This is a genomic window from Fictibacillus phosphorivorans (assembly GCF_007673525.1).
GTDB classification, from domain to species: Bacteria; Bacillota; Bacilli; order Bacillales; family Fictibacillaceae; genus Fictibacillus; species Fictibacillus phosphorivorans_C.
Genome location: NZ_VDZU01000001.1, coordinates 2264470 through 2290112 on the forward strand (window position 1 = coordinate 2264470; position 25643 = coordinate 2290112).

Sequence of the window (25643 nt, forward strand, 5' to 3'; positions counted from 1 at the left end):
AAACAATTATAGTTTACCAATATATGAAAATTCAGAAAAGGAAAAAGTTTCACGAAAAAAAGACCCTATAGTGACAGGTCTTCTTATCATGGTGATAATTGTTAACTAGATAGATGATCTAATTGGTTCTTTACTTGTGAATAGATGTCACTATAGGAATGACTAGACAGTTTAATGCACTCACTGTCATACTGTTTTTGAGCGTAATCGTACTTTGGATCATAATAGTTTTCAAGTAAGAGGGAAACTACTTTTTCGTAGTTTAACGAAATGAGGTTTTCTTGCATATTCATCATGATTGATGAAGGTATTCTTTTTGAAAGCTTATTGACTGCTTCCACGATCTCATCTTTATGCAGAACCGGTTCGTACACATTACAGATATATTGAACTCGCAAGTGAAAAGGTAAATCCACATGAATGCGAACACCACTGTACTTTCCTTCTAAAAGAAAATTGGGGACGACTACTCTTCCAATTCGTTTACTCTCTGATTCTATAATCAATGATGAAGACTTCTCCAACTTTTTAAGCCTTTCATAAAGTCTTGATTCAAATTCCTTCTGGGAAGCAGGGTGTTCTCCAATATTTCCAAAAATTGAGCCTTTATGCCCTGCCATTTCTTCAAGGTTTAAGACTGGATATCCTTCTTCTTGCAACTGCTGCAATAGTTTTGTCTTCATCGTACCGGTATGACCTTCAATTACGATAATCTTTCTTGGTTCATCAACCATCTTTTTTAGAGTAGATTCAATTTTCTTTCGATACGACCTTATACCTCCATGGAGCTGTAAGGTCCTCATCCCCATCATGTTCATCGTTTCTGCAATACTTTTCGAACGAAACCCACCACGTGCGCAATAGATGACCACTTGTTTTTCTGGATGTTCTTTACTTTTTGAATGAATCTTTTTATATATGTTCGGAAGTTTGGGTGCAACAACTTGCAGTCCTCGCTCCATCGCAGCTTCTTTACTATCCTGTTTGTAGAGCGTACCTATTTCTGCTCTTTCCTCATTGGAAAAAATACTCACATTGTACGCACCAGGAATATGATACTCTTCAAATTCTTTAGGAGATCTTACATCAAAGAGCAAATAATGCTCGGCATCTATCTCATCTATGGAAATCACTTTAACGTTGTTCACTGCTATCATCCCTTTGTTGATGCATATCGCTAGCTTAAGGCATAACGAAAACAAGCACCCGATTCTATATCAGGGTGCTTGTCCAACACTTACTTCATCTGTTTGTTCATAGCCTGCATCATTTGATTGATCTTTTTCTGACTTGGTTTCTGACCCATCTGCATCATCATCACACGCAACATATTTTCATTAATCGGTGGATTTTTTTGTAAATAACTCATCATATACTTGCGGGCAATAAAAAATCCGATCGCAACACCTGCAATCAGTGAAAGTGCACACACAAGGATTATCATACCAGTACTCATTGTAAAAACTTCCTCCTTCATGTTGTCTAGAACTAGTTTACTACAAGTTTACCTACACATACAAGATTGAAAGAGAATTAAGTGGCATAGACCATGTTCAATTTAAACGGTGAGAGCCACCCGAATTTTCTTTCGCCATAGTCCATCGCAAGAAAATAAGGTTCATATTGGCGTAACGCTTCAAATATAACCGTTTCTGCTTCAAAGTTACCGATGCTATAAAGATGTATATATTGATCAGTGAGTTCTATTCTCACGATGCTATCTTTGCAAGTCAAAGAATATGTTTCTCCTTCTGAACGCCATTCCTGCTTATCATTTAATTGGTTCCAGAAGTGTTTTTCTAGTTGAGAAACAGATAATAGAGAGGTTATGTAGCTGATCTGCTTCTGTAAGATAGTTTTAGAAATGCCATTTGAGCGCTGTTCTTCAAAAAACAACTGAAACAGCTTATTTTCCTTGCCATAATAGGAATGAGCAACTTCTTTTGTGATTAGATAAATATAAAATTCTCTCATAAACAAGCTCCTCTCCGAACATTTTCTAAAAGTATATACAAAGTACGGAAAAAAGCTTGTCTAAAAAGGTGTGCAAAATACAACTACTTTTGTCGAAACAGTAAGAAAAGGAGGTTCCCTCTCGGAAACCTCCTTTCTTTTTATTTATTTAACATATCTTTAACACGTTTTACGATGTTCTCTGGTGTAAATCCGAATTCTTTTTGGATGACTTCTCCAGGAGCAGATGCACCAAACGTATCGATTGTTAACGTATCTCCTTCAAGGCCAACATATTTATGCCAACCAAGAGAAGCTCCCATTTCAATCGCTAAACGCTTCGTAATATGCTTAGGAAGTACAGATTCTTTATAGTCGTTATCTTGCTTATCAAAGCTTTCCCAAGATGGCATCGAAACGACTGAAGCTGAAATGCCTTCTTTTTGAAGTAGTTCTTGTGCAGCAACTGCAATACTAACTTCAGATCCTGCAGAAAGAAGCAATACATCTGCATCTGCTTCAGCTGGCGAAACAACATAAGCTCCTCGTTTAACACCTTCATATGCTTTCTCTTTTGTGTTCTTTAAGATCGGTAGGTCATGACGGCTTAATACCAATGCAGTCGGCTGGTTCTTGCTCTCAAGTGCTAACTTCCAAGCTGCGTTTGACTCATATCCATCAGCCGGACGAATCAAGTTAAGATTTGGCATCGCACGAAGAGAAGCAAGTTGCTCGACTGGTTCATGAGTTGGACCATCTTCCCCTACCATTACACTGTCATGCGTTAATACATACGTTACAGGAAGACCCATTAGAGCAGATAGACGAATAGCAGGTCTTACATAATCAGAGAACACGAAGAATGTTCCACCAAACACATTCAGACCGCCATGCAGTGCCATTCCGTTCAGTGCAGCTCCCATAGCGAACTCACGAACACCAAACCAGATGTTACGTCCACTGTAATCATTGCGGCTGAAATTATTTTCGCCTTCAATAAGTGTTTTATTTGATCCTGCTAAGTCAGCAGATCCACCAAATAATGATGGCACACTCTTAGCTAGGGCATTGATCGCCTTACCTGAAGAAGAACGAGTAGCTATCGCTTTATCGTAGTCAGGAAGATCCTTATCCCAATTCTCAGGAAGATTTCCTTTGATCGCTTCTTGAAGCTCTTGAGCTAATTCTGGATAAGCCTCTGCATAAGCTTTGAATTGCTTGTTCCACTCTTCTTCTTTTGCTTGTCCTTCACTCTTCAGTTGTTCAAAGTGTGAATGAACTTCATCTGGAACATGGAAATCTTGCTCAAACGTCCATTTGTACGCTTCTTTTGTCAGCAAGATCTCATCTTTACCTAGCGGCGCGCCGTGAGAAGCAGATTTTCCTGATTTATTTGGTGAACCATGTCCGATCACAGTCTTTACTTCAATAAGCGTTGGCTTGTTAAGTTCTTCACGCGCTTCTGATAGTGCTTTTTCGATCTCATCAAGATCTGTTCCATCTTCCACATAAAGGACTTGCCAGCCATAAGCTTCAAATCTTTGTTTTACACTTTCAGAGAAAGAGTGATGAAGGTCGCCATCCAAAGAAATATCATTTGAATCGTAAAGTACGATCATTCTACCAAGTGCAAGATGTCCTGCAAGTGAAGCTGCTTCAGCAGAAACACCCTCCATAAGGTCTCCATCACCACAGATAGAATAAGTAAAGTGGTCAATTACTTCATGGCCATCACGGTTATATTTTGCAGCCAAATGACGTTCAGCCATAGCCATACCTACAGCCATCGCAATCCCTTGACCTAGTGGGCCAGTTGTTGCTTCAACACCAACCGTATGACCGAATTCAGGGTGACCTGGAGTCTTACTTCCCCATTGTCTGAAATTCTTCAGATCATCAATTGTTAAGCCATATCCACTCAAATGTAGCAAGCTATATAACAACATCGATCCATGTCCTGCTGATAATACAAAACGGTCACGGTTGAACCATTCAGGATTTGCAGGATTATGGTTCATAAATTTTGACCATAAGCTATATGCCATAGGTGCAGCACCCATCGGCATACCTGGATGCCCTGAGTTCGCTTTTTCTATGCTGTCGATAGAAAGTGTTCTTATTGTATTAATTGCTAATTCATCAATAGTTCGTGACAAAAAAATCATCCCTTCATATGTACTAAACAGTTTTGACTTTCATAATAAACGTTCAAATGCAATTAGACAAGACAAACACATTATTAGCTATAGTTATTTTACCATCTACTCATAAAAACATACAAAAACCGCCTGTTTTCCTACAACATTTTGGTTGTATTAGAACAGGCGGTTAAATTTTATTTATGCGAGCCCTGGTAAATGACATGAAAAGTGATCCGTATTTTCATCATAATCAAGTTTCATATTCTCCACGAACCATCTTTCTTCGTTTTTAACAAAAAATCGAAGACCTTCGACCTCTTGAATGTAATCGTTCTCTTCAGGAACTGCAGGCGTCACACCAAGTGAAAAACCTCCCGAGTCACCACTTCCTGCATATTTAACGAAAAGTCTTAAAGCCTCTGACGTTTCTAAAGTAATATCCTTATAAAGGTTCGCGGCTGCACTTGTAATTGAAAAAGTCAAAATATTCTCCCCTTTCAAAGTTGTTATATAACAGTATATACTATTATATATAGAATGCAACAGAAAAAAATGCCTATTTACAGTTGAGTAAATAGGCATTTTATATTAATGTTTAAGGTTTTTTTTATTGTCTTTACTTCTTTTTAATTTTTCCGGTGTTACATCATCACCATTAGGATCAACAAAAGTCATTCCATGCAGATCTTGAACAAAAGATTTACGGAAAACTTGCAAATATTCTTCTCGTAGTTTTTTTTGTTCCGTTTTTTCTGCTGATGTTAGATCGGTTTGTTTAGATTTTTTAGACAGTTCATTTATACGTTGCATTTTATCTTTAGATAACATAGTAAAAAACTCCTTTTTAAAGCATTCTTCACTCTATCCTACAGCAGAATGAAAGGAATTTCTAGTTATCTGTATTTTCCACATGTTCTTTGTATCTTCTATGTACGGTTGCTTTAGATACATCAAAGCCTAACCCTCTAAGCGTTAACGCGATGTCATGAAATGTAAGCTTCATGTTCTTTAATCTAACGATTTCAGAAATCGGCACTTCTTTTTTGTCTCTGCCACCACCGGTTTGATTCTTTAGATTCTTTTGAGGTTTATATCCTTCTTTAACAGCTTTTTTCATTCCACGCTTGATCTTCATATTATGAAGTTTTCGTTGGTATTCTTCTACAGTAGACACAATATCAAGCACCATTTCGTCCGCTTCTGTTAACGTGTATTCTCCATTATTAGAAAGGGTATATACTTTAATATTGTATTTGATCAACTGATGAAGTATTGCCATCTTAGCTTTTCCTCTGCCTAACCGGGTATCATCTTGTACAAGAAGGCACTGAAACTCTCCATCCCTTGCAAGATCTAATATATTTAATAACTCTTCTCGATCTAAAGAGAATCCACTTGCCTTCTCACGATAACAGTTCACCACTTCAAATTGAAATTGAATTGCTAACTTCTCAAGTTCAGCTTCTTGTCTTTCTAATGAAGTCATTTGTTCATCTTTATCTGTACTAACTCTGGAGTATATGATTGCTTTCATTGTTTAAAACCCGCTTTTTTATTTATTAACTGGTATGATTACTTTCTGTCCTGGAAAAACGGCTGCCGCATTTACACTGTTCTTCTTTTCGACCCATTGTATAAACTCCCAATTGGAATAATGATGCTTGGCATTATACTCTTCAGAAAGACTCCACAGTGAGTCTCCCTCCTGTATGGTTACTTCAATATATTGAGCTTCTTGTGAGGCAAGATTTGATAACGTAAAAAATATACCACCTAACAACCCTAAAAATACAATAACATGCATTGTCCCTTGTTTCATTGTGATATCCCCTTTCAACAAACGTTTGTTCGCATCTCTTGGTTTTATAATAACTGGAACGTTTGTTCGGTGTCAACTATTTTTTCGAACTTATGTTTGTATCTCTGAATTCCCCATGATATACTTTTTGTAGATAAAAAATTCGGTGAGGTGCTAAAAAATGACTAAGTTATCCAGACGACAATTGGATATATTGGCTTTCATAAAAGAAGAAGTATCACAAAAAGGGTATCCGCCTTCAGTTCGTGAAATCGGAGAGGCAGTTGGCCTTGCTTCAAGCTCCACAGTCCATGGACATTTAGCAAGACTTGAGAAAAAAGGACTTATTCGACGAGATCCAACAAAACCAAGAGCGATTGAAGTATTAGGCTTAGAAGAGAACATTCCTTCTGTCCGTTCTGTTTCAATTCCTGTTATCGGTAAAGTTACAGCAGGTCTACCAATCAGCGCAGTTGAAAACGTAGAAGAATACTTCCCATTACCTGAGCACGTTGTTGGAGATGAGAACGTCTTCATGTTATCTGTAGTTGGTGACAGTATGATTGAAGCAGGAATCTTCAATAAGGACCTAGTTGTTGTAAAACAGCAGCCTACAGCAAATAATGGAGATATCATCGTAGCAATGACCGATGAAGATGAAGCGACTGTGAAAAGATTCTTTAAAGAAAGAAACCATATTCGATTGCAGCCTGAAAATTCGTCGATGGAACCAATTATCTTACAGAGCTGTACGATTTTAGGTAAAGTGATCGGTGTATATCGAAGCATTCATTAATTAAATCAGAAGAAGTATCTAGTTAACTAGATACTTCTTCTTTTGATTATTCATGATTCTTATAAAATCATCCATAGGCACTCTGTTACTCGTCATAATAATCGAGAAGCTTTGTTATAAAATAGTACGATAAAGAATAGTCCTACCGCTGAGAGTAAGAGTCCAAGAGACAACATTGTTAAAGATAACATTTTAAAAACCACACTCAATGCAACTACAACATAAAAGACAGCAAGCATTTCTTTCACCATAATTTCCGAAAACTTTTTCAAATTAATAATACCAAATGGAGTGCCAATGAGAGCTCCGACAATCAGCAGCAAACCGTGGCGATAATCCATTTCAGCCCCTCCGTATACATAAGATCCAATTCCAGAGATGACTATAATTGAAGCTGCTGCAATACTTGTACCAATTGCTCTATTGAGATCAATACCAACCTTCTTTGTAAGTAGTGGTGTCATCACGAAACCACCACTTACGCCCATAAGTGATGATAGGACTCCTGTAAACAATCCTATTAAAGGGATCCAAGACTTTCTTCTCTCTTTTCTGACAGATTGACTATTGTTTAAAAATTGAGATGCAAACCAGCTCAAGGTAATTATATATACAACTGAAATAACAGTTGATGCTCCATTTATTTTTTCGAGCCAATGTACGAATGGCACAGTTGAAACAGTCCCTATTACCCCGAATAATCCGAGTGAACAAGCCGAACGAATGTTTACATTCTTCATTTTCATGTGAGATAGTGTGCCAGTAACTGTCGAGCCTAACGTCAACATTAAAGAAAGAATAATGGCTTGGGTAGGTTCATAATCAAGTACTAAAAGGACAGGAGTCAGTATAATTCCCCCGCCAACCCCAAAAAAACCTGAGATGATACCTATTGCTGCACCACCAATTACAAACATAAGCCATTCCATTTACCAACACTTCCTTCCTCCTTTCATTTTAACTCCGACTTAACTATAATAAAAATGAATAAATTTCATCTATATCATTACGATTCTTAATGGAGGATTCCTAATGCAATTAGACTGGATTAAAAGTTTCGTGACTCTTGCTCATTTAAAACATTTTACAAAAACGAGCGAATTCTTAAATCTTTCACAGCCTACTATTAGCGTTCATATTAAAAAGCTAGAGGAGTATTTGGGGTTAAAGCTTATCCGAAGGTCTGGAACGAATCAATCGTTTGAATTAACTAATGCAGGAATGCAAGTTTATGAACAAGGTAAAAAAATGTTAGAGATCTCAAGAACCATTGAATCTATAAAAGAAAAAAACGAAGAGATGCTTCTTCGAATTGGAGCCACACATACAGTAAGCGATGTATTATTACCGGACTTCGTAAAGAAGATTAAGTTACTCTATCCATATATTCATCTGAAATTAATAATTCATAATCATGAACAAATTGTAGAAGAGCTCAGATTGAACAAAATTGATATTGCTTTAGTTGAAGGAACAAGAGGGCTAGATCCTTTTCAAGTCGAAGTCGTCAGCAGAGATGAGCTTCGTTTTTATGCTCAATATCGAATGTCTATTGTAAATTCTCCACTTATCCTCAGAGAGAAAGGATCGGGTACAAGAGAATACGCAGATCAATTTTTACGTTCCGAAAGAATTGAACCATTGGAAATTATTGAAGCAAGCAGCCATTACTTAATCAAACAGTTAGCTCTAAGAGGACTCGGCGTCGGATTTCTTTCTTATTCAATGGTCAAAGAGGAGGTATTAGAAGGAAAGCTCGTCCCACTCGATCCACATGTTGTTTATCGTCCCTTTTATGCGGTATGTGCTGTAGAATACGCCTCAGGAACCATTCACTCAGAAGTATTGAAGCTTCTACAAAATCTTTCATAAGAACAACAAAAAACCCCTGATAATGATATCAGGGGTTTTTTCTTCTTCTTAATACATGCTCATATATTGTTCGCGTTCCCAAGGGTGAACTTGTGTACGGAACATATCCCACTCGATCTCTTTCGCTTCAATGAAGTGCTCTGTAGCATGTGCTCCAAGAGCTGTTGTAAGAACTTCATTTTTGCTGAATAGAGTTAGCGCTTCTTTTAATGTTGCTGGAAGATCTTTGATACCTTCTGCTTCGCGCTCTTCTTTATCCATTACATAGATGTTTCTATCGATTGGCTTTGGAGCGTTTAGCTTGTTCTTGATTCCATCAAGACCAGCTGCAAGCAATACTGCCATAGCAAGATAAGGGTTAGCCGTTGGATCAACGCTTCTTACCTCAATACGAGTGCTGATGCCGCGAGAAGCAGGAATACGAATAAGCGGGCTTCTGTTTTGCATAGACCATGCAACATAACAAGGTGCTTCGTAACCAGGTACAAGTCGCTTATAAGAGTTTACAGTCGGGTTCGTGATCGCTGTGAAATCTTGTGCATGCTTTAAGATACCTGCTAGGAAATGCATAGCTGTCTCACTTAATCCTGTTTCTGATTTCGCATCATAGAACACGTTTTCTCCATCTTTGAATAGAGACATGTTCGCGTGCATACCTGAACCGTTCACACCGAACAATGGTTTAGCCATGAATGTTGCATGAAGACCATGCTTACGAGCGATCGTTTTAACAGCTAACTTAAATGTTTGAATGTTATCACAAGTGCTAACAGCATCAGCATATTTAAAGTCGATCTCATGCTGACCTGGTGCTACTTCATGGTGAGAAGCTTCGATTTCAAAGCCCATATCTTCAAGTTCTAACACGATATCTCTACGGCAGTTTTCACCGAGATCCGTTGGAGCTAAGTCAAAATATCCACCTTTATCGTTTAGTTCTAGAGTCGGCTCGCCCTTCTCATCGTTCTTGAATAAGAAGAATTCAGGCTCAGGTCCAATGTTGAAATCGGAGAACCCTAAGTCTTCCATCTCTTTTAACACACGCTTTAAGATTCCACGTGGATCACCATCGAACGGGTTACCATCAGGCATAAAGATATCACAGATCAAACGTGCAACTTTGCCTTTTTCAGAAGTCCATGGGAAAATCATAAATGTATCTAAATCAGGATAAAGATTCATGTCTGATTCTTCAATTCGAACGAATCCTTCGATAGAAGATCCGTCAAACATCATCTTGTTATCTAAAGCTTTTTCAAGCTGACCGATCGGAATCTCAACATTCTTAATAACACCCAATAAATCAGTAAATTGTAGACGGATGAATCTTACGTTTTCTTCTTTTACCATTCTTAAGATATCTTCTTTAGTGTACTTAGACAAATCTTTCTCCTCCTTTAAATATAAAGCGCCTATTTATGGCGATTGTTCACATCGTAAGTATTAACAAATAATCTTTAATGAAAAAACCTGGAAAGTTCTCCTTGTATCAATGAGGTTTTTCCATGTCTGCCAGCATGAATCAATTCCCTTTTTAACCTGCGATGAAGCGCAGATTCGGAAATTTGTTGAACACCTTGCACATTCGGCTGGTTCTTAATCAGTTCTGCTGCTTGTTCATTCAGTTCAAAGACTCGTTTGATTCCAGCTAAGTTTACGCCTTGCTCAAGAAGTGCTTTGATCTCTAGAAGTTTATCAACATCATTAAATGAAAATAAACGACGGTTCCCTTCAGTACGTGCAGGATGAATAAGATCATGCTCTTCGTAATACCGAATCTGTCGAGCTGATAGTTCAGTCAGCTGCATGACGATGCTGATGGGGAACAAAGGTAAGTTCCTACGATTCATATCGTTCATATTGCCTACCTCCTTTCAACTTCTTTTTATATCTTATGTCACAAAAGCTCACATGTCAATCCTAATGTTAGAAAAATTAACATCAAAACAAAAAAGAGACTTTTCGCCTCTTTTTTTGTTCAATCTATTGTTATCGTTTATCAATTAGTCCATGAGTTAAAAGTTCATCAACAGCTGATAATACAGCAATCTTCACATGTTCATACGTTAGGCCACCCTGTACGAACGCTATATATGGCGGTCGGATCGGACCATCCGCAGTTAGCTCAATGCTAGCACCTTGAATAAATGTACCTGCTGCCATGATCACATCGTCTTCATAGCCAGGCATATAATCAGGGTATGGAATCGCATAAGAGTTGATCGGTGATGCTTTTTGAATAGCTTGACAGAACTTAATCATCCGCTCGCGATCATTAAAGATTACAGATTGAATAAGATCTGTTCTCTTTGCATCAAATGATGGACGCGTTTCCATTCCTAGCTCTCCTAAGAAAGCAGCTGTAAACACTGCACCTTTTAATGCTTGAGCCGTTACGTGAGGTGCTAGGAAGAATCCTTGGTACATTTCTTGAAGACTGTAAAGAGATGCCCCTGCTTCACGTCCTATTCCAGGAGAAGTTAATCGATACGAAATTCTATTGACCAACTTCTCTTTTCCAGCGATGTAACCACCTGTTTTGGCAAGACCGCCACCAGGATTTTTAATCAGGGAGCCTGCAATAATATCAGCTCCTGCTTCAATGGGTTCTCTTTCTTCAACAAACTCGCCGTAACAATTATCAACGAACACGATTACATCTGATTTGATTTCTTTTACGAAAGATATCATCTCTTCTATTTCAGTTACTGTGAAAGATGGACGATCCGCATATCCTTTTGAGCGTTGAATACCGATCACTTTCGTTTTTTCTGAAATCGCACGCTGAACTTTCGGGAAGTTAATAGCGCCTTCAGAAGTCAGATCTATATGTTGATACGAGATGTTGTAATCTTTTAAAGACCCTTCACCAGTTCCCCTGATCCCTACAATTTCTTCGAGCGTATCATAAGGTTTACCAGTGATATAAAGCAGTTCATCTCCAGGGCGAAGCATACCGAATAAAGATAGAGTGATCGCATGAGTACCAGAGATGATTTGCGGCCTAACGATTGCAGCCTCTGCTCCAAAAACATCCGCATACACTTTTTCGAGAGTATCTCGACCAGAGTCATCGTATCCATAACCGGTTGAAGGATGAAAATGATGATCTCCTACTTGATTGTTTTGAAATGCTCTCAAAACTTTTAGCTGATTAACTTCACAGATCTCATCAATCAGCTTATGGTGTTTTGTAATACGTTCTGTTACTTTTTCTGTAGTATGTTTCAGTACCTCTTCATTTTGAAACTGTGAATACATGTTATTCTCCTTTGTTGCTGATGGACGGAATGGAAGAGGAAGATAATGCGTATCCCTTGCATTCATAAACCAACTCTTCTTTATTAAATTCTTGCGTAATTAGAATTGTTTCTCCGCGAAGTTGTGATAAAAGCTTGCCATCATGAGACGGAACTTTCACCTCATAATAAATCATCTGTTTCATCACTTCTTTTTCAATCGTTTCAAGTAATAAGGAAATATCCGTACTCTCTAACGCAGAAATCGATATGGATGGACTCTCTGGAATAAAATCTTCTCCAAACTGGTCTTTTTTGTTATATACCGTGAGCATCGGAATATGGGATGCCTTTAGGTCACTTAATATACGTTTGACCGTTTGTTCATGTTGGTTACGGTCCTCACTAGCACCATCGATCACATGGATAAGAAGATTTGCTTCAGCCGCTTCTTCTAGTGTAGACCGGAAGGCAGCGATCAATGACGTAGGCAGATCTTGAATAAAACCTACCGTATCCGTTAACAGCATCTGAAACCCTCTTCTCAGTTTTACTTTTCGCGTCAACGGGTCAAGCGTTGCAAATAGTTGATCTTCTTCATAGCTATCAGCTTCCGTTAATTTGTTAAAGATCGTTGACTTCCCTGCGTTCGTATAACCAACAAGTGCTGCTTGAAAAGCGCCCTGGTGTTTGCGGCGTTCACGATATCTTTCTCTATGGCTAACAACTGAGTTGATCTGTGTTTTCAGTTCGTGTATACGAAACCGAATGTGACGTCTATCCTTTTCAAGCTTGGTCTCACCAGGACCACGAGTTCCGATACCTCCACCTAACCTAGAGAGACTAGCACCTATTCCTGATAATCGAGGCAATAAGTATTCAAGCTGAGCAAGTTCTACTTGAAGCTTCCCTTCTCTAGTCTTTGCACGTTGAGCAAAGATATCTAATATGAGCTGCGTACGATCAATAACTCTTGCATTGAAATGAGACGACAAGTTACGAACTTGAGAAGGAGATAACTCACTGTTAAATATAATGATATCTGCTTCAAGCTCTTCTTCTAAAGTAATAATCTCTTCTACTTTACCTTTTCCGATAAATGTAGCTGAATCATAACGGTCCCTTTTTTGTGTAACAACAGCACAAACTGTTCCTTGAGCCGTTTTCGTTAAAGATTTTAATTCTTCCATTGAATAAAAAAAACGCTCGTCGTTCTGCCGTGGAAGCTGACATCCGACGAGTATCGCTTTTTCATGAACTGAATCATTGTTTTTGTTCAAATTTGCGATCCCTGCTTTCCATAGTCTCCTCTCATCATATCAAATCGAATCCCGTTCTTCTAGCACAAGGTCATCACTTTGGATCGTCATCAATGCTCTTCTATCTTGGTTGCTTTCGTTCAAGAGCCTGACTGATTGTCTTCTGACCGCTTTTTCAACCATATTACGAATGTATCTTCCGTTTGAAAACGAACCTGGATTACTTTGCTTTATCCGTTCGATGTGACTTTTTAGCTTCCATTCACAATCTCTTGTCAACATGTATTCTCTTTCTGTGATCATTCTCTTTGCGATCTCCATTAATTCCTCTACAGAATAATCAGGGAACGAGATAACAAGTGGAAACCTAGAAGGTAAACCTGGATTAAGTTTTAGAAATCGATCCATTTCTTTAGGGTACCCAGCTAAAATCAATATGAAATCGTGCTGCTGATCTTCCATCGCTTTTACGAGTGTATCGATCGCCTCTTTGCCAAAGTCTTTTTCTCCACCGCGGCCTAAAGAATACGCTTCATCTATAAACAATATGCCCCCACTAGCTTTCTTTAGGAGCTCTCGTGTTTTTTGAGCGGTATGCCCAATGTATTCTCCAACTAGATCAGCCCGCTCAGCTTCGATCAGATGACCCTTTGAGAGTACTTTCATCTCATGAAACAAAGTCCCCAACTTTCTAGCTACGGTCGTCTTTCCGGTGCCTGGGTTACCTTTAAACAACATATGAAGAGCTTGTTTTTCAGCTTTTAACCCTAACTCTTGACGGCATTTATTAATATGAAGCCATGCATAGATCTCTTTAACATGAAATTTCAAGTCTTCCATTCCGACTAAACGATTCAAATCTTTTTCCATCTTGATGAGAGGTTGGTGCTTTTCAATTGTTTTCTCTTTTTTTCCTGCAAGTGTTGCTCCATCATCGATCTTCGACTTTTCACTCGCTTGATTTAAAACGATATTGATCTGCCTTTGCTTTTTTATCGCAATAGGTTCATTCAAAAGGAACCACCTCACTTTGCCAGTCAAATCATAATACGCAACAACATCCGATCCCGTGACAAATGCCTATACAATTTCTTGATCCACTGTTATCAATTTATGTTGAAGTCTTATGATCTACTACAAAGACAAGCTTTGTTTTTAGAATGAATATGTATTAACTGCATTGTAAGCGTTTTCTATTTTCAGATGAATAAAAATACTCAAGTATGCAAGATTTCCGTGTTATGTTAAATACTGTGAAAAAAGTACGAATCGAATGGACGAAGAAATTATGCATATTAAACTACAGAAAAGCTTGTTTATACTAATGGGATTGTTTTTAACAGCGATTGGCATCAAATTATTAAACATTCACACGTTAACGTTTGGCGGTACAGCAGGGATCGCTACTCTTATATCATTCATGACGAATTGGACATGGGGCATTCTATTCCTAATTGTAAACTTACCCTTTTTTATTCTTTCGATTAAAAAACTGGGTTGGAATTTCTCACTTCTAACGTTTCTTTGCATCATACTCATCTCTGCCATCTCAGATCTAATGGATTATCTTACGCTTCCACTAATCTCTCCGATCGCAGCTGCGATCGTTGCTGGAAGTCTGATAGGTATAGGTGTTAGTTTTGTATTAAATTCAGGGGCATCATTAGGCGGCATACACATTCTCGCTCTATATTTAGAACAACAATCTAATATTAATCGAGGGATATCCTTGTTTGTCACAGATTTTATTATTGTGTCATCTGCTGTAGTCATGTTTGGATTTAAAAATGCTTTAATATCAATCATCGCAATCACTGTCGCTTCCTTCTTAACAGGAAGATTAAAAAGCACGGTCAAACCCTCAGAAGTCGAGTATCAAACTTCTGATTCAAAATCACTTCAAAACAGCTAAGAGCATTCTCCATCAGCGGAGAATGCTCTTTTCATTTCTTTTAGAAATATTTTGTTAACATATTTATTATTATGTTAACACACTGTCTATCCATGTCATTTTCTGCGCTTGCTTAGGAAATAAAATGTGTCTTATTCGTAAAGATCATTTCGAATGGATGTATCCTCTTCATGCATGTCTTGCCTCTCAGTGGACTTCAACTGCCCTTTTAATGGCTTTATTTTTCCGATTAGAATCCCAAGTTCATTATAAACTCCACTCTTTGAGTCATGTTTGCTATGTGATGCAATATTCCCTAACCTCTTGATCTGCGCTATCTTATCCGGATCGGTGGTAATAGCTGCATTTCTACCATGTGCATTTCCTTTTAATCCGTTGTAAACCGCTTTGCGCAGCTGGTCGTTTTCTTCTCCAGGTGAAACAGGCTCAGAAGGAACGATCCCAACTAGTGTGTAAATACCACTCACAATCACATAAGCCTTATCCACACCGTTTACTTTTTCCGCTAGATGAACAAGATCTTTTGATTGATGAACTTCATCAGACTTTTCTACAACTAATGGTGAATCTATCTGTGTATTCGGTTTTCGTTCTGATGTATCATATTTCACTTGCTCAGTATCAAGGGTTTCATCTCCCGAACCGGTTTTGCCTGAACACGCAGTTAAGAAAAGAGCTGAAGATAGAACGATCATTCCTGATTTCCACATATCTAACCATCCTTTTTTCCATAGTTTCCATTGGACTTTGTAGAAATATGCAAAAAAAAGACGCTTTGTTATAATGGGAAAAAGAGGTTATAGGAGGCAATTATGGAAGAATATCCACACTTACCCGAATATGCCGATTCATATATTGTTTACTTACAGAAGAGAGATCGCACGAAGAGCACGATTAAACGATATTATTATGATCTTTTAGATTTTTTTGCATGGGTTAGAGTTATGAAGGAGAATGATGACCTATATACGATACAACACTTAGATGCTGTAACGTTAAATGAGTATTTTCTTTTTCTTTCTGAACAACGAGAATATCGAACGGCTACGACCAAACGAGTTTTTACCGTTATTAAAAGTCTCTTTTCTTTTCTACATGCCCATAGGAAGATTGTGTTTAATCCTTTTTCTGAACTGGAACAAACACTTAAAGAAGACATTCATTTTACGGATGATGATTTTATTTCAGAAGAAGAATATAAAATCCTATTTCAAACACTCTCTTCTTATGAGGGTTTAACGGAGAAACAACAAAAATTCAGGCACCTCTTGATCAAAAGAAATGAAGCGATCCTTTCTCTTCTCTATCGTTATGGCATTACACTGCAGGAAATCACGAATATTGAAATGAAACATGTTCATTTTACACAACATGAATTAACCGTGATCAACAAAAAAGAAACAAGATTGATCTTACTTGACGACGAGACACTTCAACTGTTATATCAATACAAAGAAGATATCCCAGAAAGTATCCGACCAAGAAAATATTCTTCTGATCGTTTCTTTATCGCGTTTGATTATCAAAGAGGAACGTATCGGTTTGATTATGGAAAGTATGAGCCAAAACCGTTAACGGTCATCGCTATTCAAAAGATGCTGAGACAAGAGATCCGTCGCTCTTGCCTGAGAGAAGGAATCAGCTCCCAGCACCTGAGAAGAACGGCTATCTTAAATCTTTTAAAAGAAGGGAAAGCTGAAGAAGAAGTTCAAATATGGTTTGGATTAAAATCAAATCTCACTCTGAACCGCTATGAATCCTATTTAGAAACAACTGAAATGAAAAAGAGATGAACAAGGAATAGACAAATATATGTGTACCATTTAAAAACTCCCTATCAACCTTATTTAAGGTCAATAGGGAGAGTTTTTTTATTCATTTGTATTTGCAGAAGACAAATCGACATTTCGGTGTGGGGTAAACGTTGAAATGGCATGCTTGTAAATGAGGTGCTGTTTTCCTTCTGCCTCTAGAACAACAGTAAAGTTGTCAAACCCCTTCACTAAACCTTTAAGCTGAAATCCATTCAGCAGATATACGGTCACATAAATGTTTTCGCGACGTAACTGGTTTAAGTAATGATCCTGTAAATTGATTGATTGCTTCATGTGAACAGATCCTCCTCTTTGGGCATTACCCTTATACATTCTCGGAAATTTCTAATTTCCCTTCAACAAAGTGCTGAATTTCTTGAAATTTTTTGTGAAAGGGATCTTCGTCCATGCTAAACCATTCAACATCCATCTGGTTGCGAAACCATGTGTATTGTCTTTTTGCATATCGCCTGGAGTCTCTCTTTAACAAAGTGATCGCTTCTTCTAAAGTACTTTCCCCTGAAAGATATGGAAAAAACTCTTTGTAGCCTATCGCTTTAGCGGCCAGACTGTTCGTTATGTCTTGTTCAAAAAGCATTCTTGCTTCGTTTATTACGCCTTGTTGTACCATAAGGTCCACTCTTTCGTTTATGCGTTGGTATAAACGCTCTCGATCCATCGTCAACCCAACCAAAGCTAATTGATATCGAGATACCCCATCGCTCCCATTCTTTCCTTGTTCAATTGAGGGAGCATTTCCTGTCGTATAATAGATTTCTAGAGCTCTTATCACTCGCTGTACATTGTTCGGATGAATCTCTATCGCACGCTGTGGATCGACTTTGAGCAGTTCTGCATGCAATACTTCTGAACCTTCGTTCTCTGACTTTCGTTGAAGTTCGTCTCGCAATTGGTTATTTCGATTCGCTTCAGAGAATTCATAGTGATGAGTGACAGCTCTAACGTATAATCCCGTTCCACCTACAAGTATTGGAACCTTACCTCTTTGATTAATATCTGATATTCGTTCTCTAGCCAGTTTCTGAAACTCCGCAACTGAAAATGATTCTGTTGGATCTTTAATATCGATCAAATAATGAGGGATACCTTCTTTTTCTTCCTCAGTAATCTTGGCTGTTCCGATGTCAAGACCTCTATAGATCTGCATAGAATCGCCGCTTATGATCTCACCATCTATCGCTTTCGCCAGTTCGATACTGGTTTTTGTTTTTCCAACAGCCGTTGGGCCTATGATCACTACTAATTTTTCTTTCATGGTTTACTCCTACATCACTCTTTTGAACATCTTCTCAAGTTCATATGTTGATAGATGAATCGTTATTGGTCTTCCGTGTGGACATGTGTACGGATCTTCTGATGTTCGCAACGATTCTAATAAAGCAAAGATCTCATCGTTCCTTAAATGATGATTAGCTTTTATCGACCCTTTACACGACATCATGATTGCTGCATCTTCTCTTAATTTTTCAATATCGATCCTTCTATGATCTAGTACCTGCTGGATGATGTCCAGTATGATTTCTCTTTCATATCCCTTTGGAAACCATTGCGGGTGCTCTCTTACGATAAACGTATTCTGTCCAAACATTTCTAAAAACAGCCCCACTTCACCAAGAGTCTCTAAGTGACTTTCTAAAAAGGCAGATTCACTTGCTGTAAATTCAAAGGTATAAGGAACTGCTAACAGTTGAGTTTCTCTATCCACTTTTCCTACTTTTTTTCTGAAATATTCATATTTAATGCGTTCTTGTGCAGCGTGTTGATCGATGAGATACAATCCGTTCTCATTTTGAGCAAGAATATATGTTCCGTGCATCTGTCCGATCGGATACATGACCGGAATTTTATCAACTGACTCATCTTGACGCTGTTTCTGATCTAGATATTCTGGTGCTTGATTCATCTCGGGATGAAATGATTCCGCCGATACATCCACATTCTCGTTAACAGGAGGCGATGACTCTCTAATATGAGAAGGAAAATCATTGGTTTCAATTATTGAACGGTGGACACTTTGAGTCGTTGCTACATTTGCTGTTAAGTCAGTTTGAACTTCTTGCTCTTTCCTTTGATAATCGAAAGTAAATGAAGGTTGTTCTTCTCGATCATTCTCTCTTTGTTCTTTTTTCTTAAACTGAACATCTGGGATCAACTGCTGATTTCTGATCACTTTTCTGAGCTCGGTTTCAACGAGCTGTACCAGTTCCGTTTCTTTACTCAACCTTGCTTCATGTTTTGATGGATGTACATTAACATCAATAATTGTCGGATCCATCTTAACTGATAGAATGGCGATTGGAAAACGACCGATAGGCAGAAATGTGTGATAAGCATTCTGTACAGCTTTTGAAAGCGCAAAGTTCTTAATATATCTAGCGTTCATAAAGAAGGACATATACTGACGGGACGCCCGGTTTATTTCGGGTTTTGCTATATAGCCTGTTACTTCATAATCTAGTGAAGAAAAAGAGACTGAGATCATGTTTTTGGCAGTTTGTATCCCATAAACAGATGCAATGATCTGTAGCAGATTTCCATTACCAGAGGTGTGCAATAGCTCTTTTCCGTTATGCTTTAAACGAAAAGAAACATCTGGGTTAGCAAGAGCAAGTCTGTTCACAAGATCACTGATCGTTCCCAGTTCTGTCTGAATGGTCTTCACATGCTTCAACCTGGCTGGTGTGTTATAGAATAAGTTACGAACAGTAAGGTCTGTTCCTTTTCTGCTGTTCGTCTGTTGCTGTTTTACGATTTTACCGTTCTCAATAAATAGATAAGCACCTGGTCCCTCACCTGTTGATGATTTAAGTTCTACTTGAGAGACAGAAGAGATACTCGGTAATGCTTCCCCTCTAAAACCCATGGTACGAATATGGATTAAATCTTGTTCACTTTTAATCTTACTCGTGGCATGTCGGTTAAAAGCGAGCACGCAATCTTCCGGCTCGATTCCATCCCCATTATCTAGAACACGAATGAGTGCTAACCCACCTTCTTCAACTTCGATCTCTATTCTCGTCGCGTGCGCATCGATTGAATTCTCGACAAGTTCTTTAACGACAGAGGCTGGGCGTTCTACAACTTCACCAGCAGCGATCTTATTGGATAGATGTTCATCTAGCTGTACAATTTTGCCCATATGTCACGCCTCCTTTATCTTACTTTTTTCTGCAGTTTATATAGCGCGTTCATTGCATCAAGAGGAGTCATCTCTAATACATTTAAACTTCTTAACTCTTTGATTAACTCTTGCTCTTTAGGGTCTCTTCTGTTCGTCGACTCCTCTTTTTCTACAAAAAGACTTAGCTGACTTTCTTGGAGAACCTCTTCTTTCGTAGCTGATACTTCCTGAATGGGAAGCGCCTCTCGTTTTTCTTGATTTTCATAAGTTTGTAAGATCGTTTTTGCTCTGGAGATCACAGCTTCTGGAAGTTCAGCGAGCTCTGCCACTTGTATACCAAAACTTTTATCTGCTTGTCCGTCAATGACTTTATGCAGAAATACAAGACTGCCATTCTCTTCAACTGCACTTACAAACACATTCTTTAGTGAGTGAAGAGACTCTTCTAAGACGGTAAGTTCATGATAATGAGTAGAGAAGAGTGTTTTGGCAGCTATTTCTTCATGAATAAATTCGATGATAGATTGCGCTAATGCCATACCATCATACGTGGAAGTTCCTCTGCCGATCTCATCTAGAAGAATCAAACTATTTTCAGTAGCACTCGTTAGGGCAAAGTTCGTCTCTAGCATCTCGACCATGAACGTACTCTGTCCGCCCACTAGATCGTCAGCTGCTCCAATACGCGTGAAGATCTGATCAAACATTGGAATTTCAGCACTCTCTGCCGGAACAAAACAACCGATCTGCATCATAACAGCCGTAAGTGCTAACTGGCGCATATACGTACTCTTACCAGCCATGTTTGGACCCGTTATAAGGAGCATGTTTCTATCATTATTTAGAACAATGTCATTAGGAACGTATTCTTGTGCATCCATCACTTTCTCAACAACAGGATGTCTGCCGTTTTTAATATTTACGATTCCATCCTCTGAAACGGTCGGTCTTACATAACGATACTGCTCACTGATCGCTGCAAAAGATTGCATAACATCGAGTTCAGAAATGGCTGATGCAAGTTCTTGCAGTCCAGGGATAAACTGCTTTACATATTCTCTTACTTCTAAGAAGAGCGTATATTCTAATCCAGAGATCTTCTCTTCTGCTTCTAAGATGATTCTTTCTTTCTCTTTTAGTTCTGGGGTAACATATCTTTCTGCATTCGCGAGCGTCTGTTTTCTTTCATAACGATCTGGTACTTGCGAAAGATTAGATTTTGTTACCTCAATATAGTAACCAAAGATCTTGTTAAATCCAATCTTAAGAGACTTAATACCTGAAGCTGCTTTTTCTTGCTGCTCAAGAGATGCAATCCATGCTTTACCGTTGCTGCTCGCATCTTTATATTGATCAAGTTGCTCATTGTAACCCGCTTTAATGAGTCCGCCCTCTTTAATGTGGATAGGTGCATCATCATGAATGGCAGAATCTAAATAGTCTGCGAGTGTTTTATGTTCATTCATCTTCGCATGAAGTTCGAGTGCGTATTTCCCTTTGATACTCCTGAGCTTTTCTTTTAAGGCCGGAACACTGAACAGGGATCTTTTCAGTTGTACAAGATCTCTTGGACTAGCGTTTCCATAAGATATTTTAGCTATCAACCGTTCCATATCATAAACAGACTTCAATTGTTCTTTGATCTCTTCACGAGTAAAAAATTCCCCGATTAAGTTTTCGACGAGCTGCAGCCGCTTCTCGATCGTTTCTTTTAAGAACAAAGGCTCTTCCACCCATTGTTTAAGCTTTCTAGCACCCATTGCTGTCATCGTGGCATCTAACAGCCACAATAAAGAACCTTTTTTCCCTTTTGCTCGTATGGATTCTGTTAATTCTAAATTTCGTTTTGAAAACGCATCAAGCTTCATCCTTTTATCGTTCTGCTGAAACTCCACCGCTTTTATATGGTGAAAAGATCGCTTTTGCGTATGAGTTAGATAGTGGAACAACCGTCCTATAGATCGTAATAAAACAGGATCTGAGATCGTCTGAACAAGATGATCAAACTGACTGTCTACAGAACTCTCTTCCTGTATAGAAACAGAAGCTTGTCCTGTCTGTGTAACTGTGTTATTCCAAGCATCGTACAATTCTTTGTTACCAACAATCTCTTTTACACCGTGACTTAAAAGTAATTGTATGAACGATAACTGATTTCCTTCATATGTATATCCCTTCAACTCACCTGTTGAAAGGTCACAAAGAACGTATCCATAAGAATCGTTTTCTTTTTCTATCGATACAAGAAAATTGTTCTCTCTATCATGAAGAAGATGGTCATCGATAACCGTTCCTGGCGTAATAATCTGGATGACTTCACGTTTCACTACCCCGACAGATAGTTTAGGATCTTCTACTTGTTCACAGATTGCTACTTTATGTCCGTTCTCAACTAATGTTTTTATATAACCCGCTGAAGAATGATAAGGGATCCCGCACATCGGAATTCGATCTTGAGAGCCGCCATCTCTGCTTGTTAGAGTGATCTCGAGGATTTGAGATGCTCGAACTGCATCTTCAAAAAACATTTCATAAAAATCTCCTAGACGGAAAAATAAAAAGGCATCCTGATGAGCTGCCTTGATTGATAAATATTGTTGAATCATTGGAGTATATTGAGCCATAATTTCACCTTTTTCATAACATTTCAATGTCGCTATTATAACATAATTCACAGCATCTATCGTTTTCTCTGCATGAAAAAAACGGGAAGCTCTCTCCCGTTTATTATTCTTCCAAATCACCTATTAAAAAGTTCGGATCCAGGTCTTCAAAATTCTCATCTTCCACATCATATTCCCAATCTCTAGTCTCTACATCATCAAAACCGTCCGGGTTCACATACACACAAACTTTTGTTTCCCCGATAATTTCACAAACGAACTCTCTTTCTACTTGAACGATCACTTTATTTCCGTTTGGAGAGATCGTCGCTTCTAACGTATTAGGCTCTTGAAGTGCACGGCACGTAACTTCATATTGATTGCCTAACGCATTCTTATCTCTTACACTAAGATCCACTTTGTCTACAAAATGGATGGTCTCTGTTACAACTTCCGTACGAGTATTATCATTGTATGAATACCACACGTTGATATCATAGCTTCCTTCTACATCTACTGCTTCACCATTCCGCTTCGGTTTATATGCATGGTTGATGATCCAGCATCCTAAAATGCTGCTCGGACGATGACTCGGTGCAATGGTATGCGTTGCCTGAGAAAATTTTCTCCCTTTGCCGCAGACCGCTTTTGTGATGATTTCTCTGTAAGTCAACTCTTGTTCTACACGTCTTGACATACATGAATCCCTCCTCTACCAATCTCCATACAGTATATGCTGGGCGGATGCCTATTGTGCCTTCATTTATTCGAAACACAATTAGTCTAAGTATATGGGCGTTTGTTGTCCAATGTTCTCAAAATATTATATCGATGAACGGTACGTGAAATTATTTTCGCGTTTTTATTGCTTTTGCAAGTGCTTGATTATCCCTCTAGGATAATCTCTTTACGGGTATGTAAGTCTAAAGCGCAATGCGGAATTTGTCGAGGTTTGTAGACTCGTGGATAAATGGGGGAAACTTTTGGATTGAGAGCCAAATCTCGTGGATAAACAGCAGAAACTTTTGGATTGCATACCAAAACTTCTGGATTGAATGAACCTGATACCTCTATGGGTATGTGCGAAACACCCAATAAACTGGAATGAATCTCAAATAAAAACACGATGTCTACAAAAGACATCGTGTTTCTGGTTAGTGACAGCCGCAGCCGCCTGGAGAACATCCTTCTTGAGAACCTGTTGTTCCTTTTAAAAGGTCTCCCCCTGTTGATTCAATGATCTCATCTGTAACTTTGTTTGAGATCGTATGTGAAACCATTTGTAAAATATCATTCACATCGCTTTGTGATTGTTTGAACTCTTGCACAACTGGAATACTATCAAGCTCAGCCATCAGAGCATCGATCTTTTCTTCTACTTCTCTTGATGCTTCATGCTTTTGATAATGTTGAAGATTGACAGCTTGTTTTTGCAGATTCTTAATCTGTCCCATCAACCTTGCTACATTTGAATTCGTATTGATCTGAGCTTCTGCTTTTTTAAAAAAATCAACTTCATCAGTTGTTGCGATCATTTTTGCAAGTTCTTTTGCTTTTCCCAAGATTTCTTCTTTTGTATATGTGCTCATTAGCCTACCACCTCTGATTTTTCTTCTACCCATTCGCCGCCAAGGTTCCATGTTTTCGCATCGGTAATCTGAACTTTGACAATTTCTCCTATTAAGTGCTTAGGAGCTTTAAAGTTTACCACTTTGTTGGAACCCGTGTGACCTGTTAGTACATCAGGATTCTTTTTACTTTCTCCCTCAACTAGCACTTCCACAACTTTACCAACATATGCTTTGTTCTTTTCTAACGAGATATCATTCAGCATAGCGTTTAGCCTCTGCAGACGCTCTCGTTTCACTTCCATCGGAACATTATCTTGCATCTTTGCAGCTGGAGTGCCTTCACGAGGTGAATAGATAAACGTGTAAGCAGCATCATACTGCACTTCTTTAACTAGAGATAACGTCTCTTGGAACTGTTCTTCCGTCTCATTCGGAAACCCAACAATAATATCCGTAGTTAATGCTACATTCGGCATTGCAGCTTTGATCTTGTTTACAAGTTCTAAATAATGCTCACGTGTATATTTACGAGCCATTAATTTGAGCACATCGCTGTTTCCGTGTTGAACAGGCAAGTGCACATGATCTACGATGTTTCCACCTTTAGCGAGAACTTCAATCAATCGGTCATCAAAATCTCGAGGGTGACTTGTTGTAAAACGAAGTCTAGGAATATCAATCTTACGGATCTCATCCATTAGATCACCTAGGCCATACTCTAGATCTTCAAAATCTTTACCGTATGCATTCACGTTCTGACCTAGGAGCGTTACTTCTTTATATCCTTCTCTTGCAAGCTGCCTTACTTCTTCGATGATATCTTGCGGATAACGACTTCGTTCTTTTCCTCGCGTGTAAGGAACGATGCAATATGTACAGAATTTGTCGCAGCCGTACATAATGTTGACCCAGCCTTTAACGTTCCCTTTACGCTTTCTAGGAAGGTTCTCGACGATATCTCCTTCTTTAGACCAAACTTCGACCACCATTTCTTTTGAGAATAATGCATTCTCAATAATTTGAGGCAGACGATGTATGTTATGAGTTCCAAAGATCATATCAACTTGAGGGTATGTGGAAAGTATACGGTTAACAACAGACTCTTCTTGTGACATGCATCCACAGACCCCTAGCAGAAGATTAGGGTTGTTCGCTTTCGTATGTTTCAAATGTCCCAATTCGCCAAACACTTTGTTCTCTGCATTTTCTCGAATGGCACATGTATTAAGCAGGATCACGTCGGCATCCTCTGTAGAATATGTGGTTTCATAACCCATTTCATTCAGAATTCCTGCCATAACTTCTGTATCATGCTCGTTCATCTGACAACCGTACGTACGAATATAAAACTTTTTGCCAACTCCAATATTTTTTAGATTTTCCGGAATCGAAAAATCTTTTAATATTTGAACTTGTTCTTTACCACGCTTTTTCGCGTCTTTTAAAGAAGGCGGTGCATACGTAGATTGAAAGTATTGTGAGTAGTCTCTTTCTTTATTATTCGTCTTTACTTCTTGATTGTCTTTCGTAGTATCCAAGACAT

The 25643-nt window shown here is 38.5% G+C and carries 26 protein-coding genes; 4 read left to right on the forward strand and 22 right to left on the reverse strand.

The genetic code is table 11. From position 1 onward, the window contains the following. Positions 1-101 precede the first annotated feature (101 nt). The 8 genes from mnmH to yneA all read right to left on the reverse strand — a co-directional run bounded on the left by mnmH (position 102) and on the right by yneA (position 5913). The gene (gene mnmH, locus FS458_RS11280; RefSeq protein WP_186320528.1) at positions 102-1148 is read right to left on the reverse strand and encodes a tRNA 2-selenouridine(34) synthase MnmH; all 1047 of its coding nucleotides are present in this window, start codon (positions 1146-1148) and stop codon (positions 102-104) included. Between the two features lie 89 nt (positions 1149-1237). Continuing rightward, positions 1238-1456 (reverse strand): YneF family protein, encoded by a 219-nt coding sequence (locus FS458_RS11285; RefSeq protein ID WP_137789584.1) that lies wholly within the window; start codon positions 1454-1456, stop codon positions 1238-1240. A gap of 77 nt (positions 1457-1533) precedes the next feature. Further along, positions 1534-1974, reverse strand: coding sequence for a sporulation inhibitor of replication protein SirA (gene sirA, locus FS458_RS11290; protein WP_144700622.1), 441 nt, complete (start codon positions 1972-1974; stop codon positions 1534-1536). 140 nt (positions 1975-2114) lie between these two features. Beyond that, the gene (gene tkt, locus FS458_RS11295) at positions 2115-4118 is read right to left on the reverse strand and encodes a transketolase (protein ID WP_144700624.1); all 2004 of its coding nucleotides are present in this window, start codon (positions 4116-4118) and stop codon (positions 2115-2117) included. Between the two features lie 174 nt (positions 4119-4292). After that, positions 4293-4577, reverse strand: a complete 285-nt coding sequence (locus tag FS458_RS11300) for a HesB/YadR/YfhF family protein (RefSeq protein WP_186320530.1) — start codon at positions 4575-4577, stop codon at positions 4293-4295. Positions 4578-4682: 105 nt separating this feature from the next. Further along, positions 4683-4922, reverse strand: a complete 240-nt coding sequence (locus FS458_RS11305; protein ID WP_144700628.1) for a DUF896 domain-containing protein — start codon at positions 4920-4922, stop codon at positions 4683-4685. A gap of 61 nt (positions 4923-4983) precedes the next feature. Beyond that, positions 4984-5628 (reverse strand): YneB family resolvase-like protein, encoded by a 645-nt coding sequence (locus tag FS458_RS11310; protein ID WP_144700630.1) that lies wholly within the window; start codon positions 5626-5628, stop codon positions 4984-4986. An 18-nt stretch (positions 5629-5646) separates the two neighbouring features. Next, complete coding sequence (yneA, locus tag FS458_RS11315) at positions 5647-5913, reverse strand: cell division suppressor protein YneA (protein WP_144700632.1); 267 nt, start codon at positions 5911-5913, stop codon at positions 5647-5649. Between the two features lie 160 nt (positions 5914-6073). Here yneA and lexA point away from each other — a divergent pair, with 160 nt between their 5' ends. Beyond that, complete coding sequence (lexA, locus tag FS458_RS11320; protein ID WP_144700634.1) at positions 6074-6688, forward strand: transcriptional repressor LexA; 615 nt, start codon at positions 6074-6076, stop codon at positions 6686-6688. Between the two features lie 92 nt (positions 6689-6780). Here lexA and FS458_RS11325 read toward each other — a convergent pair whose 3' ends face one another. Next, positions 6781-7617, reverse strand: coding sequence for a sulfite exporter TauE/SafE family protein (locus tag FS458_RS11325; RefSeq protein ID WP_144700636.1), 837 nt, complete (start codon positions 7615-7617; stop codon positions 6781-6783). Between the two features lie 103 nt (positions 7618-7720). Here FS458_RS11325 and FS458_RS11330 point away from each other — a divergent pair, with 103 nt between their 5' ends. Beyond that, positions 7721-8560 carry a LysR family transcriptional regulator gene (locus tag FS458_RS11330; RefSeq protein ID WP_144700638.1) on the forward strand — a complete coding sequence of 280 codons (840 nt, stop codon included), beginning with the start codon at positions 7721-7723 and terminating at the stop codon, positions 8558-8560. Positions 8561-8608: 48 nt separating this feature from the next. Here FS458_RS11330 and glnA read toward each other — a convergent pair whose 3' ends face one another. From glnA to spoVK, 5 genes are all read right to left on the reverse strand, one after another. Next, entirely contained in the window at positions 8609-9943 is a 1335-nt protein-coding gene (gene glnA, locus FS458_RS11335) for a type I glutamate--ammonia ligase (RefSeq protein WP_066393872.1), read from the reverse strand. A 74-nt stretch (positions 9944-10017) separates the two neighbouring features. Next, positions 10018-10419: a MerR family transcriptional regulator gene (locus FS458_RS11340; RefSeq protein ID WP_066393870.1), complete on the reverse strand. Its 402-nt coding sequence runs from the start codon at positions 10417-10419 to the stop codon at positions 10018-10020. A 130-nt stretch (positions 10420-10549) separates the two neighbouring features. Further along, a complete protein-coding gene (locus FS458_RS11345; protein ID WP_144700640.1) occupies positions 10550-11821 on the reverse strand; it encodes an aminotransferase class I/II-fold pyridoxal phosphate-dependent enzyme in 1272 nt (423 codons plus the stop codon). A gap of 1 nt (position 11822) precedes the next feature. Then, positions 11823-13079, reverse strand: coding sequence for a GTPase HflX (gene hflX / locus FS458_RS11350; protein WP_144700642.1), 1257 nt, complete (start codon positions 13077-13079; stop codon positions 11823-11825). A 39-nt stretch (positions 13080-13118) separates the two neighbouring features. After that, positions 13119-14072, reverse strand: coding sequence for a stage V sporulation protein K (spoVK, locus tag FS458_RS11355; protein WP_144700644.1), 954 nt, complete (start codon positions 14070-14072; stop codon positions 13119-13121). Positions 14073-14346: 274 nt separating this feature from the next. On the opposite strand from spoVK, the gene FS458_RS11360 reads away from it, so the two are divergent. Next, positions 14347-14970 (forward strand): YitT family protein, encoded by a 624-nt coding sequence (locus FS458_RS11360; protein ID WP_186320531.1) that lies wholly within the window; start codon positions 14347-14349, stop codon positions 14968-14970. 131 nt (positions 14971-15101) lie between these two features. Here FS458_RS11360 and FS458_RS11365 read toward each other — a convergent pair whose 3' ends face one another. After that, positions 15102-15680 carry a YhcN/YlaJ family sporulation lipoprotein gene (locus FS458_RS11365; protein WP_144700648.1) on the reverse strand — a complete coding sequence of 193 codons (579 nt, stop codon included), beginning with the start codon at positions 15678-15680 and terminating at the stop codon, positions 15102-15104. A gap of 102 nt (positions 15681-15782) precedes the next feature. On the opposite strand from FS458_RS11365, the gene FS458_RS11370 reads away from it, so the two are divergent. Then, a complete protein-coding gene (locus FS458_RS11370) occupies positions 15783-16763 on the forward strand; it encodes a tyrosine-type recombinase/integrase (protein WP_144700650.1) in 981 nt (326 codons plus the stop codon). A 78-nt stretch (positions 16764-16841) separates the two neighbouring features. On the opposite strand, the gene hfq is transcribed toward FS458_RS11370, so the two are convergent. From hfq to miaB, 7 genes are all read right to left on the reverse strand, one after another. Continuing rightward, the gene (gene hfq, locus FS458_RS11375; protein WP_066393852.1) at positions 16842-17078 is read right to left on the reverse strand and encodes an RNA chaperone Hfq; all 237 of its coding nucleotides are present in this window, start codon (positions 17076-17078) and stop codon (positions 16842-16844) included. 31 nt (positions 17079-17109) lie between these two features. After that, positions 17110-18060 (reverse strand): tRNA (adenosine(37)-N6)-dimethylallyltransferase MiaA, encoded by a 951-nt coding sequence (gene miaA / locus FS458_RS11380; protein WP_144700652.1) that lies wholly within the window; start codon positions 18058-18060, stop codon positions 17110-17112. A gap of 9 nt (positions 18061-18069) precedes the next feature. After that, positions 18070-19944 carry a DNA mismatch repair endonuclease MutL gene (mutL, locus tag FS458_RS11385; protein ID WP_144700654.1) on the reverse strand — a complete coding sequence of 625 codons (1875 nt, stop codon included), beginning with the start codon at positions 19942-19944 and terminating at the stop codon, positions 18070-18072. A 14-nt stretch (positions 19945-19958) separates the two neighbouring features. Next, positions 19959-22550, reverse strand: coding sequence for a DNA mismatch repair protein MutS (gene mutS, locus FS458_RS11390; protein WP_144700656.1), 2592 nt, complete (start codon positions 22548-22550; stop codon positions 19959-19961). A gap of 103 nt (positions 22551-22653) precedes the next feature. Continuing rightward, a complete protein-coding gene (gene cotE / locus FS458_RS11395) occupies positions 22654-23226 on the reverse strand; it encodes an outer spore coat protein CotE (RefSeq protein ID WP_144700658.1) in 573 nt (190 codons plus the stop codon). A gap of 457 nt (positions 23227-23683) precedes the next feature. Further along, positions 23684-24118: a RicAFT regulatory complex protein RicA family protein gene (locus tag FS458_RS11400; protein WP_066393841.1), complete on the reverse strand. Its 435-nt coding sequence runs from the start codon at positions 24116-24118 to the stop codon at positions 23684-23686. Then, positions 24118-25638 carry a tRNA (N6-isopentenyl adenosine(37)-C2)-methylthiotransferase MiaB gene (miaB, locus tag FS458_RS11405; RefSeq protein WP_066393838.1) on the reverse strand — a complete coding sequence of 507 codons (1521 nt, stop codon included), beginning with the start codon at positions 25636-25638 and terminating at the stop codon, positions 24118-24120. The genes FS458_RS11400 and miaB overlap by 1 nt, the downstream gene beginning before the upstream one ends. Between the last annotated feature and the right edge of the window lie 5 nt (positions 25639-25643).

Bases quoted from the DNA above. Each gene is read 5' to 3' on its own strand.
- FS458_RS11345 (WP_144700640.1), bottom strand. From the start codon at position 11,821: ATGTATTCACAGTTTCAAAATGAAGAGGTACTGAAACATACTACAGAA.
- cotE (WP_144700658.1), bottom strand. From the start codon at position 23,226: ATGTCAAGACGTGTAGAACAAGAGTTGACTTACAGAGAAATCATCACA.
- hfq (WP_066393852.1), bottom strand. From the start codon at position 17,078: ATGAAGCAATCAATCAATTTACAGGATCATTACTTAAACCAGTTACGT.
- FS458_RS11305 (WP_144700628.1), bottom strand. From the start codon at position 4,922: ATGTTATCTAAAGATAAAATGCAACGTATAAATGAACTGTCTAAAAAA.
- mutL (WP_144700654.1), bottom strand. From the start codon at position 19,944: ATGGGCAAAATTGTACAGCTAGATGAACATCTATCCAATAAGATCGCT.
- lexA (WP_144700634.1), top strand. From the start codon at position 6,074: ATGACTAAGTTATCCAGACGACAATTGGATATATTGGCTTTCATAAAA.
- FS458_RS11340 (WP_066393870.1), bottom strand. From the start codon at position 10,419: ATGAACGATATGAATCGTAGGAACTTACCTTTGTTCCCCATCAGCATC.
- FS458_RS11285 (WP_137789584.1), bottom strand. From the start codon at position 1,456: ATGAGTACTGGTATGATAATCCTTGTGTGTGCACTTTCACTGATTGCA.
- tkt (WP_144700624.1), bottom strand. From the start codon at position 4,118: ATGATTTTTTTGTCACGAACTATTGATGAATTAGCAATTAATACAATA.
- FS458_RS11310 (WP_144700630.1), bottom strand. From the start codon at position 5,628: ATGAAAGCAATCATATACTCCAGAGTTAGTACAGATAAAGATGAACAA.
- mutS (WP_144700656.1), bottom strand. From the start codon at position 22,550: ATGGCTCAATATACTCCAATGATTCAACAATATTTATCAATCAAGGCA.
- FS458_RS11330 (WP_144700638.1), top strand. From the start codon at position 7,721: ATGCAATTAGACTGGATTAAAAGTTTCGTGACTCTTGCTCATTTAAAA.
- yneA (WP_144700632.1), bottom strand. From the start codon at position 5,913: ATGAAACAAGGGACAATGCATGTTATTGTATTTTTAGGGTTGTTAGGT.
- miaA (WP_144700652.1), bottom strand. From the start codon at position 18,060: ATGAAAGAAAAATTAGTAGTGATCATAGGCCCAACGGCTGTTGGAAAA.
- FS458_RS11370 (WP_144700650.1), top strand. From the start codon at position 15,783: ATGGAAGAATATCCACACTTACCCGAATATGCCGATTCATATATTGTT.
- sirA (WP_144700622.1), bottom strand. From the start codon at position 1,974: ATGAGAGAATTTTATATTTATCTAATCACAAAAGAAGTTGCTCATTCC.
- FS458_RS11400 (WP_066393841.1), bottom strand. From the start codon at position 24,118: ATGAGCACATATACAAAAGAAGAAATCTTGGGAAAAGCAAAAGAACTT.
- FS458_RS11325 (WP_144700636.1), bottom strand. From the start codon at position 7,617: ATGGAATGGCTTATGTTTGTAATTGGTGGTGCAGCAATAGGTATCATC.
- FS458_RS11365 (WP_144700648.1), bottom strand. From the start codon at position 15,680: ATGTGGAAATCAGGAATGATCGTTCTATCTTCAGCTCTTTTCTTAACT.
- FS458_RS11360 (WP_186320531.1), top strand. From the start codon at position 14,347: ATGCATATTAAACTACAGAAAAGCTTGTTTATACTAATGGGATTGTTT.